Genomic DNA, 9,106 nt, shown 5'->3' with positions numbered 1-9,106 from the left:
AGCTCAGACGCCGCAGCCGCGTCGTTGGCGCCTTCCCGGACGGAAAATCATGCCTCAACCCAATGGTCCACCCGTAAATACATGAACATGGCCATGCTATTCGCGGATCAAACCAAAGGAACCGTCGCCGCTTGAGCAAATATGCAAAAGATTCTTGGCGCTACCGGGCGAAGTTGTAGGCAGCGATGAAGTCCGCGAGGTGGGTGCGGAGCTGATCATGGCTATCGTAGTGGAAACGCTTGACGGTGGCTTCTTTGATCGTTCGGTTCATCCGCTCGACCCGGCCGTTTGTCGGGAAAACAGTCCGCCGGACCGTTTTCTGATCCTCCAAACTCCATGGGTGGTTGGGTTTGGTGAGCCGGTGCTCGATGCCGTTGGCTTCGCAGATCATGTCGAATCGCATCTGCCGGGAATAGGCGGTGCCCCTGTTCCGGGGCTGGTCGGCGAACTGAATGCCGCTCACCATTGGCCTCGAACCAACGGCGCCTTCAATGGCTCGCTCGGTCAGGATCGTATGGATGCGGTAGGGAACGGCCTCAAGCACGTGCTCCAGAAACTCCCAGGCGGTGCGCCTGTCGGCCTTTTCGACGAGTTGGATCGCGGCGAACTTGCGGGTGCGGTCGATTGCCACGAAGAGAGCGAGCTTGCCTTCAGCGGTCTGCACCTCCGCGATATCCATATGGAAGAAGCCTATAGAGTATCGTTTGAACCGCTGGCGTTTCGGCTTGTCACCGCCGATGTCAGGCAGGCGCGAGATGCATTTGCCATTGTCGCTCGGACCAATGGCGCGACATGGCTCATCGTTGAAGGCACCGATGTAGCGCGGACCGTGTCAGGTGCGGGATCGAAGGCTGCAGGGCATAGAGACAGTCGTCCAGCGGCAAGAGCGTGTGGCGCCGAAAGGCAACGACCATTGCCTCCTCAGCCTCGCAGAGAACGGAGGATCGGGGATCCTTAGGACCAGTCTTGTAATCCTCGACCGTCTCGCGCTTGCGCCACTTGGCAACCGTCTTGGGGTTGATGCCGAGTTCCCGGCTCAGCGCCGCGGTCGAAGCTTGCGATCATTCGGGCCAGCCCTTGGACCGATGGCGGGCAGGCCCTCATTATTGCTGCTCGGATGGCGTGCGTGGTCGTGGCGCTGCTGTGACGAACTTATCCCATAATGCTTCCTTCCATTCCGACGAATGGATCGCACCATTAAAGCATCCCGCCATTAACCTGTTACATATCCGGCGGCCTTGAGATAATTCCAGCATTCGTCCGGGCTGAAGAGATCGCAGATCTGACCGATAGCGCGGAAGATGTCTGTGAAGGTTGTTGCCCCGATCCTGCGCAGATGAGCCTTGAGCTTCGCGCATGCCATTCCGCTGGGATTGAGATCGGGAATGTAGGGTGGCAGGAACAGGAACCATCAGCCAGCGTTGCGCAGGGTCTTTGCGGCGGCGGCATTTCTGTGCGTGGCGAGGTTGTCAAGGAATGAGGAGGATCAGGAAAGGCCCCGGTGGGGCGTTTCCCCGACTAATGACCTTGCCGGGGGCGAGTTCGGGCACGAGCACCTTTTCCACGTAAGCGGCGAGTGCGGTGCCGTTCATCGCGCCCTTGATGACCCAAGGCGCGATCATGCGCCCAGCATTGGGCCACCCGAATGGGGCGCCGCCCTTGCGCGAGTGTTTGGTCAGGCGGTTGTAGCCGGTGTAGCCGTCGACTTGCAGGATACCGTCGAAGCCGGTCAGGAAGGCTTCGGCATTCTCGCCCGCGCGACCGGGGGCGTAGAAGTAGACCACGCCGGGCGGGTCTTCACCGCCCCATGGTCGGTCATCGCGGGCCAGCGCCCAGAGATATCCGGTCTTGGTCGTGCCGTGCCCAGGGTCCAGCGCCGGGGCGGTGGTTTCATCCATGAACAGCTTGCCGGATCGTTTCAGATGCTCGGCGAGCCGATCCACCACCGGCTTCAGATGGAAGGCCGCCTTGCCGACCCAATCCGCCAGCACGGCACGGTGCAGCTCAAGGCCCGCCCGCGCCAAGATCTGGCTCTGGCGATATAACGGCAGATGGTCCGCGTTCGGGGCGGTGCTCGAACTGGTGGCGCATCCGCCCCTCACTTGCTGACCAGCACATGGGCGAGCGTCGCCTCGGTCGGCAGCCCGCCCATAATGAGATGGCTGAGTGCCGGAGCCTGTGTAACCCCGTCGGTGCAGATCCGGCAGGCGTTCGGGCATTCATTCGAACCGATGGCATTCATGCCCTCACTTCGGGCGCACGGTGACGATGACGCGCAACTGCACCGGCACGATGTCCAGGCGTTCCGAGCGGTCTTCGCCGATCTTATGCATGACACCGCAGCCGCAGGGGCAGATCAGGCTGCCGGGCTCGATGACTTCCTCGATGCGGGGCAGCGGGGCGGGCAGGTTACCGATGGTGCAGTTCGGCGCAGGCCTGGTCGCCCCGCTCTCCGCTTTGGCTGTGCGTGTTTCCTTCTCGGTCTCGACCTCGGCCAGCGCGATAGAGAGATCCTCGAACGCCAATTGCCGTTCATCCCCTGTCAGCTTTTCCGCCCGCTTGCCATGCAGGGCATGGTTCAGCTCAGCGATCAGGTACTCTTGCCGCCGGGTGATGTCCGTCAGTGCCGCCACCGTTTCCATCAACGCCTGCACCCCCGCGCGTTGCGCAGTCAGGATGGTGGACAGATCAAGAGCGGGGACGGCCTGCATGGCCTGATGCTATCGCTAAACCCCAGCAAAAACACGCAAAAACAACCGGCTGATTCACTCTGCCGCGGCCGGCGGGCGCACGTCGAACGCCTTTACCTTGCGCCAGTCCAACCCGGCAAATAGCGCCTCGAACTGGGCATGGTTCAGCGCAATCACCCCGTCCTTGATCGCGGGCCAAGTGAAGGTCGTGTCCTCCAGCCGCTTGTAGGCCATCACCAGACCAGTGCCGTCCCAATACAAGAGTTTTAACCTGTCCGCCCGATGCGAACGGAACACAAAGACCATGCCGGTGAAGGAATCCTTGTGCAGCATGGATGATACCAGCGACGCCAACCCGTCATGCCCCTTCCTGAAGTCGACGGACCTGGTCGCGACCATAACCCGCACCCGGTTCGACGGAAACATCATGGGCTGGCCGCCAAGGCACGCACGATCGAGGCAATCCGCTCCGCCGTGGCCCCGGTTTCCAGGCGGATCACCACAGTGCCGGCGATGATCTCCGGCCGGGCCTCGCCACCAACATCGGCGCGCGGCGCATCCTCAGGAGAGTCAACCATCAGCGCCGCAAACTCCATCGGATCCTCCGGCGCTGGCAGCACAAGACGCCCTTTACGCGCCAGCGTTCGCCACGATGACAAATGGTTTGCAGACAAACCGTGCCGTTCCGCCACCTCGTTCACCGTTGCGCCGGGGCTCAAGCGTTTCCGCCACGATCCGCGCTTTCACCTCATCTGGCCACTTCCGGTTCCGACGACCTCGGTCGCCAACCGGGAGAACCTCCAATGTAGCCTCCATGGAGAAACTCCATCCTGATCATCACAACTCTACAATGCGACAATCAGCCCAAAGGCTGGAAGGTGAGGTCCAGGTGGCGCTTACTGCGAACCCCGGCAGAGGCATTCAGATTATTGGCTTAACCTGACCAGATTCCGCTGGGTCATTACACTAACGCCTTTCAGACCTTCGCTGCCGTCGCAGCATAATTGTGCCCACGGTTCAGGCCGTCACAACCAAAAGGAAAGTTTGCGACAGAACCCCGCCTCCTGCTCTTTCGTTCAGAGCCTCGCGGCCCAGAGGCGGAAGCGTTTAGCGCCGGTGAACTCGCGGATCAGCCCGATGCCGTCCATCCGCGCCAGCAGCCGCTCGGCGGTGTCGCGGCTGATCTCGGCCGCCGCCGCGACCATGGCGGTGCTCATCATCGGCCGGGCGGTGAGCGCGGCAATGATCCGGGCCGGGTTGTCGCCCTTGATCCGCGCCGTCGCCGCATGTGCCCGTGCCTGCCAGGCCAGCAGGCGCTGCAACTCCTGCTGCGCCGCATCGGCCCCCTGCCCGACCGCCGCGTACCAGCGGCCCAGCCGCTCCAAGGGCGCGCCGCCCAGGCCCCAGACCGCGCGGCCCTGATGCCCGAGCGGCGCAAACTGCAGCACGCGGCAGCCCGCGGCCATGATGCGGGCTGCCCAGCAGGCCGGCTCGACCAGTTCACCCGCCGGCGAAAGATCGCAAAGCCGCCACAGCGCCAGGCCAAAGCCCGCGCGGGTGATCGGGCTGGCCGCCCGCAGCGGCGCCAGCCTTGCGGCGAACTCATCCGCCGCCGCGTCGAAGGCCAGGCCCGTCGGCCGCATCATGTCGGCGGCGCCGGGCGCCTCGACCCGTTGCAGCCCGAGGAAATCGCGCAGATCCTCCGTGCCGCCCCGGCCCTGCAGCCGCCGCACGGCCCAGCGGCCGCGGCGCAGCACCTCGGGATCGACCCGGGCCGGCGCATCCAGCAGTTCGCGACCCAGATCCCCCGGCGCCAGCGGCGTTCCGGCCGCCCAGAGCATGGCCCCGCTCTCTTCCATGGCGAGACGCGCGAGCGCGCCCGCGCGCGGGGCTTCGGCAAGGGTGGCCAGCGCCCCGTCGAGCCGGCCGAGCGCCATCGCCGCCCGCGCCAGCGCTGCCGCCTGATCCGCCTCGGCCCGCAGCCAGGCGGCGGGATCGAGCAGGTCCCGCCGATCGGCCCGCGGCAGCGGCATCGCCAGCGGATCCGGTGCAAAGTCGTCATCCATTCCTGCCAGCCCCTATTCCTTCACAACCGCAGAATAGAGGTATTCTGCGGCTCACTGAAAGGTTTTGTTCCGGCAGCAATCACTTTCGATAAGGACCAATTATCGCGCCTCTTGACGGGCGCGCGAAAAACCGTCCATGCTGGCGCCATGACAAGCCTCCTGCCCCTGCCCGCCGCGCTCTCTGCCGAGGATGCCGCCGCGCTCGGCGCGCTCTATCGTCGCGGCACGCCCGAGAACACGCTGCGCGCATGGGAGCGCGACCTCGCCTATCTCGCCGCCTGGAAAGCCGCCGCCTTCGGCGCGGATCTCGCCTGGCCGGAAGAGGAGTCCGTGGCGCTGCGCTTCGTGCTCGATCACGCGGTCGATCTGTCGGAGGCGACCGGCCCGGCCCGGCAGGTGGCCGAGGCGCTGATCGCCGCCGGGCTGCGGCGCAGCCTCGCCTGCCCGGCGCCGGCCACGCTCGATCGCCGCATCGCCTCCTGGCGCGCCTTCCACCGCATGCGCAACCTGCCCTCGCCCTTCGCCGCGCCGCTGATCGCCCAGGCCCGCGGCCGCGCGCGCCGCGCCGCCGCCCGGCCGCGCCGGCCGAAATCCGAACACCCGATCACCCGCGAGATCCTCGAGGCGATGCTCACCAGCTGCGATCACAGCCATCGGGGATTGCGCGACCGCGCCTGCCTGATGCTGGGCTGGGCCTCGGGCGGGCGGCGCCGCTCGGAGATCGTCGGGCTGAACCGCGACGATATCGACGGCCGCGACTTCGCCGGGACCGGGCTGCTGCGGATCCGGCTGCTCGGCACCAAGACCACCGGGCCCGAGGCGGCCCCGCGTCTGCCGTTGAAGGGCCGCGCCGCGCGGGCCGTCATGGCCTGGATCGCGGCCGCAAGGATCGAGGCCGGCCCGCTCTTCCGCCCGGTTTCCCTCGCCGACCGGGTGCTCGCGCGCCGTCTCACCGCCGCCGGGCTGCGCGACATCGTCCGCCACCGGCTGGAGCTTGCCGGCTATCCGCCCGGCTTCGCCTCGGCCCACGGGCTGCGCGCGGGGTTCCTGACCCAGGCCGCGCTGGACGGCGCCCCCCTGCCCGCCGCCATGCAGTTGAGCCTGCACCGCTCGGTCACCCAGGCCCAGAGCTATTACCGCGATGTCGAGATCGCCGAGAACCCCGCAACCGAACTTCTCGAAGGTGACTGAACAAGGTCCGGCAGCGGCCGTCAGACCAGCCTGATCGGCCCTTCACAGGCCCCGATCCTGGTATCCGTGGTCAACAGCATCATCCCCTCTACCACCGCCTGCGCGATGAGCATGCGGTCGAACGGGTCGCCATGCAGCGCCGGCAAGCTGCCCGGCCCCAGGCGATGCCGCCCTTCCATCGGCAGTTCCGCATGGTCGTTCGACAGCACCCCCGCCTCGACCCGGAAATCGGCACGGTCCAGCGCCCGCGTGATCGCCTCCTCCCAGATCGAGCCGGCGCTGAACCAGAGCCTGTTGGCCGGGTCGAACATGGCGCGGATCTCCGCCTCACCGATGCGGTCGAACTCATCCGGCGAGCGGCGAAAATCAAGGAGGCGCCACATTGTAGGGTGGCCGCCATGCGAGACCGATTAAAATCTTCTCCAGCGATATCAATCATTAAAAGTTATGGAAGCCAACGTCAGCGACATTACCTCTTTTCTCGGAGCAGTTCTGTTTGCGGCTATCACCACAGCGCCAATGACTGAAATCGCCTAGCTATCTTTCAGAAAGGCGGTCAGGTCTTGGTGGGCATGAAGAATGCGAACGATCTCGATCCCCTGCCCTCCGTCTAGATATATTACCAGATGCGCGCCGTTCGGGTGAATCCGGACAGGCGGGGTAAATTCCGTACGCTCGCGCGCCATCTCGGGAAATTGGGCAAGGAGGTCGAAAAGCCCAAACAGCCCATCGGCATAGCGGTCGGCCTGCGCGACGCCCCATGTTGTGGCTCCGTGCCGCCAAATGGCTGCAAGATCAGCCTGCGCTGCGGGGCGAACCCGCCAGTTGGCGCTAGCCGGCATCCAAGTCGCGCATCCGAGCCTTGAACGTCGCCGGATCGAGCGGCACCGCCGCGCCACTGGCGAAGCCTGCATCAATGGCGGCCTGCAACTGTCCGATCGCCTCGGCCCGCGCCCGGTCCCGGCGAATCAGGTCGCGGACATAGTCGCTCGAATTGGCATATCGCCCGGACTTGGCCTGGTCCTCGACCCAGGATTTCATCGGATCCGGGAGCGAGATGTTCATGGTGCCCATTGCTGTTCTCCTTCCGCAGTAAAATATGACAATCTTTGCCATTACACAAGCCCGCCGAACCGGAATGCGCATCATGTTCTACATCAGAAAACTTGAACCTGGCCTCCGTGAGTCTTGTGGCAGGCTCGCTACTGCACACGACATGTTGAAAATGCTTGCAAGTAAAATATGTCAACGGCGGAGTAAAAACCGGCCACGGGGCGGAGCAAAAACCGGCCACCATGGCGCCGGCCTGAGACCGCCGGGAGGGCGTAGCCCGAGCGGGGGTCTCAGGCCGGCGCGGCGAATTTTTGAGGGGAGTTCTAGCCGGCCTTTCTGGCGCGGCTCTGGGCGAGACGATAGCTGTCGCCGTTCATTTCGAGAATGTTGACGTGGTGGGTAATGCGATCGAGCAGCGCGCCAGTTAGACGCTCGGATCCCAGGGTTTCCGTCCATTCATCGAAAGGCAGATTGCTGGTGATGAGGGTGGCACCGCGCTCGTAGCGTTGCGAGATCATCTCGAACAGCAATTCCGCGCCGGTCTTTGACAGCGGCACGAAGCCCAGCTCGTCGATAATCAGCAGCTTGTAGGCGGCCAGCTTCGGCCGCCGGATCGGTGATCGCCGCTGATAGCCCGGCGGTGTCGAGTACGACACCATCTTGGCCACGCTGTCGCGTGATATGTTGAAATGCTTTGCTGCCTGGCGCTGCGTCAACCTCGCTCGCATGAACATGCTGCTGCACGGCGTGAAAGACACGGAATTCGAAATCTACCATGGCGACACGCTGAACAATGACTGGGACATCCTGCGAGAGCTGAACCCTGCCAAGAAACCTTCGTTTGATGCGATCGTGGCCAACCCGCCCTTCAGCCTCCGTTGGGAGCCGACTGAAGCGATGGGCGACGACGTGCGGTTCAAGAACCATGGATTGGCGCCCAAATCCGCCGCAGACTTTGCCTTCCTACTGCACGGCTTCCACTACTTGAAGGATGAGGGCGTGATGGCCATCATCCTTCCGCACGGCGTGCTTTTCCGAGGTGGGGCAGAGGAGCGCATCCGAATAAAGCTGCTGAAGGATGGTCACATCGACACCGTGATCGGCCTTCCCGCGAACTTGTTCTACTCAACCGGCATCCCGGTCTGCATCCTGGTGCTCAAGAAATGCAAAAAGCCCGATGATGTGCTTTTCATCAATGCGGCCGAACACTTCGTGAAGAGCAAGCGGCAGAACCAACTTACGGAAGAGCAAATCGGCAAGATCATCGAGACCTACCAATTCCGAAAGGAAGAGGACCGCTACGCCAAGCGCGTGAGCATGGAGCGCATCGCCGAGGAGGGCTACAACCTCAACATTTCCCGCTACATCAGTACAGCGGTGGCAGAGGAAGAGATCGATTTAGATGCCACGCAGAACGAGTTGGTCGAGGTTGAAAAGCAGATCGTGGACGCGACTTCGAGGTACAACTCGTTCCTCAAGGAGCTTGGTCTTTCCCTACTTCCGGGAACCGAATGAAAAGACTATTTCCCATTCTTCCTGTTATGCCGAGCGTTGGCGAATCTGGTTGCCTGCTTCTTGATGCGGATGCACTCTTTGGCCCACCGTATCGCAGCATTCCGGGTTAGGCATGGAGCAGATCGTGCCCCCCTCTTCTGGTTCCTCCCCGGCGCATCCCGTATTCGGGGGGGCGCAGCGCGGAAGGTTTCCAGCGTCAGGCGATTTCACCGGGGAATCCACCCAGAATCCACTTGGCAAGCCTGATAGCCGTTTCTGCCGATAAAACAAGGCTTTGAGCGCCGCCCTCGGGTGTATTCCTGGATTCCAAAATCGGAATCCACCGGAATCTAGTTTGCGGAATCCAGCAGGAATCCACCACTTCGGGAAGCCACCCCAACCACAGGACCATCCCACCCAATAGACCTCGCCTTTGCGCCGCGCCAGATCGAGTTCTGGCCGATCAAACGGCTGACATGTATGACTAGGGTCAGGACTCATTTTGGCAGCCAAAAGATGACGATGGCGGCGATGCAGATGGCGGAGAGGAACAGGTCTCCGCATCTGTCGTAACGGGTTGCGATACGCCGCCAATCTTTCAAGCGGGCAAAG

At 63.4% G+C, this 9,106-nt stretch carries 8 protein-coding genes and 5 pseudogenes; 3 read left to right on the top strand and 10 right to left on the bottom strand.

Annotation, left to right across the window (positions count from 1 at the left end):
- Positions 1 to 135, top strand: a pseudogene (locus IT41_RS22205) (IS256 family transposase); the annotation flags it as partial.
- A gap of 28 nt (positions 136 to 163) precedes the next feature.
- Here the strand turns inward: IT41_RS22205 and IT41_RS18550 are convergent.
- From IT41_RS18550 to IT41_RS18525, 5 genes and pseudogenes are all read right to left on the bottom strand, one after another.
- Positions 164 to 1,104, bottom strand: a pseudogene (locus tag IT41_RS18550) (transposase family protein); the annotation flags it as partial.
- 510 nt (positions 1,105 to 1,614) lie between these two features.
- Positions 1,615 to 2,642 (bottom strand): annotated as a pseudogene (tnpC, locus tag IT41_RS20375) (IS66 family transposase); the annotation flags it as partial.
- Between the two features lie 123 nt (positions 2,643 to 2,765).
- Positions 2,766 to 3,089 carry an IS66 family insertion sequence element accessory protein TnpB gene (gene tnpB, locus IT41_RS18535; RefSeq protein WP_231564830.1) on the bottom strand — a complete coding sequence of 108 codons (324 nt, stop codon included), beginning with the start codon at positions 3,087 to 3,089 and terminating at the stop codon, positions 2,766 to 2,768.
- A gap of 26 nt (positions 3,090 to 3,115) precedes the next feature.
- Positions 3,116 to 3,409 carry a transposase gene (locus tag IT41_RS18530; protein WP_081967634.1) on the bottom strand — a complete coding sequence of 98 codons (294 nt, stop codon included), beginning with the start codon at positions 3,407 to 3,409 and terminating at the stop codon, positions 3,116 to 3,118.
- A 357-nt stretch (positions 3,410 to 3,766) separates the two neighbouring features.
- Entirely contained in the window at positions 3,767 to 4,756 is a 990-nt protein-coding gene (locus IT41_RS18525) for a helix-turn-helix domain-containing protein (RefSeq protein ID WP_036744152.1), read from the bottom strand.
- A gap of 147 nt (positions 4,757 to 4,903) precedes the next feature.
- Here IT41_RS18525 and IT41_RS18520 point away from each other — a divergent pair, with 147 nt between their 5' ends.
- Complete coding sequence (locus IT41_RS18520) at positions 4,904 to 5,947, top strand: tyrosine-type recombinase/integrase (protein ID WP_036744149.1); 1,044 nt, start codon at positions 4,904 to 4,906, stop codon at positions 5,945 to 5,947.
- A gap of 20 nt (positions 5,948 to 5,967) precedes the next feature.
- On the opposite strand, the gene IT41_RS18515 is transcribed toward IT41_RS18520, so the two are convergent.
- The 4 genes and pseudogenes from IT41_RS18515 to IT41_RS18500 all read right to left on the bottom strand — a co-directional run.
- Entirely contained in the window at positions 5,968 to 6,330 is a 363-nt protein-coding gene (locus IT41_RS18515) for a type II toxin-antitoxin system VapC family toxin (RefSeq protein ID WP_036744147.1), read from the bottom strand.
- Between the two features lie 150 nt (positions 6,331 to 6,480).
- A complete protein-coding gene (locus tag IT41_RS18510) occupies positions 6,481 to 6,789 on the bottom strand; it encodes a type II toxin-antitoxin system RelE/ParE family toxin (RefSeq protein ID WP_036744145.1) in 309 nt (102 codons plus the stop codon).
- Complete coding sequence (locus IT41_RS18505; protein WP_036744143.1) at positions 6,779 to 7,021, bottom strand: type II toxin-antitoxin system ParD family antitoxin; 243 nt, start codon at positions 7,019 to 7,021, stop codon at positions 6,779 to 6,781. Before IT41_RS18505 ends, IT41_RS18510 begins: the two co-directional genes overlap by 11 nt.
- 302 nt (positions 7,022 to 7,323) lie before the next feature.
- Positions 7,324 to 7,596 (bottom strand): annotated as a pseudogene (locus tag IT41_RS18500) (ATP-binding protein); the annotation flags it as partial.
- A gap of 64 nt (positions 7,597 to 7,660) precedes the next feature.
- On the opposite strand from IT41_RS18500, the gene IT41_RS18495 reads away from it, so the two are divergent.
- On the top strand, positions 7,661 to 8,515 hold the full coding sequence (locus tag IT41_RS18495; protein ID WP_197056029.1) for an N-6 DNA methylase: 855 nt from the start codon (positions 7,661 to 7,663) through the stop codon (positions 8,513 to 8,515).
- 476 nt (positions 8,516 to 8,991) lie between these two features.
- Here the strand turns inward: IT41_RS18495 and IT41_RS21065 are convergent.
- Positions 8,992 to 9,106, bottom strand: a pseudogene (locus tag IT41_RS21065) (IS5/IS1182 family transposase); the annotation flags it as partial.

This window comes from Paracoccus halophilus (assembly GCF_000763905.1).
Taxonomy (GTDB): domain Bacteria; phylum Pseudomonadota; class Alphaproteobacteria; order Rhodobacterales; family Rhodobacteraceae; genus Paracoccus; species Paracoccus halophilus.
Note: the sequence above shows the minus strand (reverse complement) of the source record. Positions and strands in the feature narration are given on the sequence as shown.